The organism is Flavobacterium solisilvae, assembly GCF_012911605.1.
Lineage (GTDB): Bacteria > Bacteroidota > Bacteroidia > Flavobacteriales > Flavobacteriaceae > Flavobacterium > Flavobacterium solisilvae.
Genome location: NZ_JAAMPT010000124.1, coordinates 1 through 350, shown reverse-complemented (window position 1 = coordinate 350; position 350 = coordinate 1). Strand labels below are relative to the sequence as shown.

Here is a 350-nt window from a genome sequence, read left to right as displayed (position 1 = left end):
TCAGCGCTGCACCTAAATGCATTTCGGGGAGTACGAGCTATTTCCGAGTTTGATTGGCCTTTCACCCCTACCCACAGGTCATCCGAAGACTTTTCAACGTCAACCGGTTCGGACCTCCACTGTGTGTTACCACAGCTTCATCCTGCCCATGGGTAGATCACACGGTTTCGCGTCTACCACTACTGACTATAGCGCCCTATTCAGACTCGCTTTCGCTACGGATCCATGCCTTAAACACTTATCCTTGCCAGCAACGGTAACTCGTAGGCTCATTATGCAAAAGGCACGCCGTCACCCCACGAAAGGGCTCCGACCGCTTGTAAGCGTATGGTTTCAGGATCTATTTCACT

1 rRNA gene is annotated in these 350 nt (G+C 51.4%); it reads right to left on the bottom strand.

What is annotated here, in order from left to right:
• A 23S ribosomal RNA gene (locus G6042_RS00585) occupies positions 1-350 on the bottom strand; the annotation flags it as partial.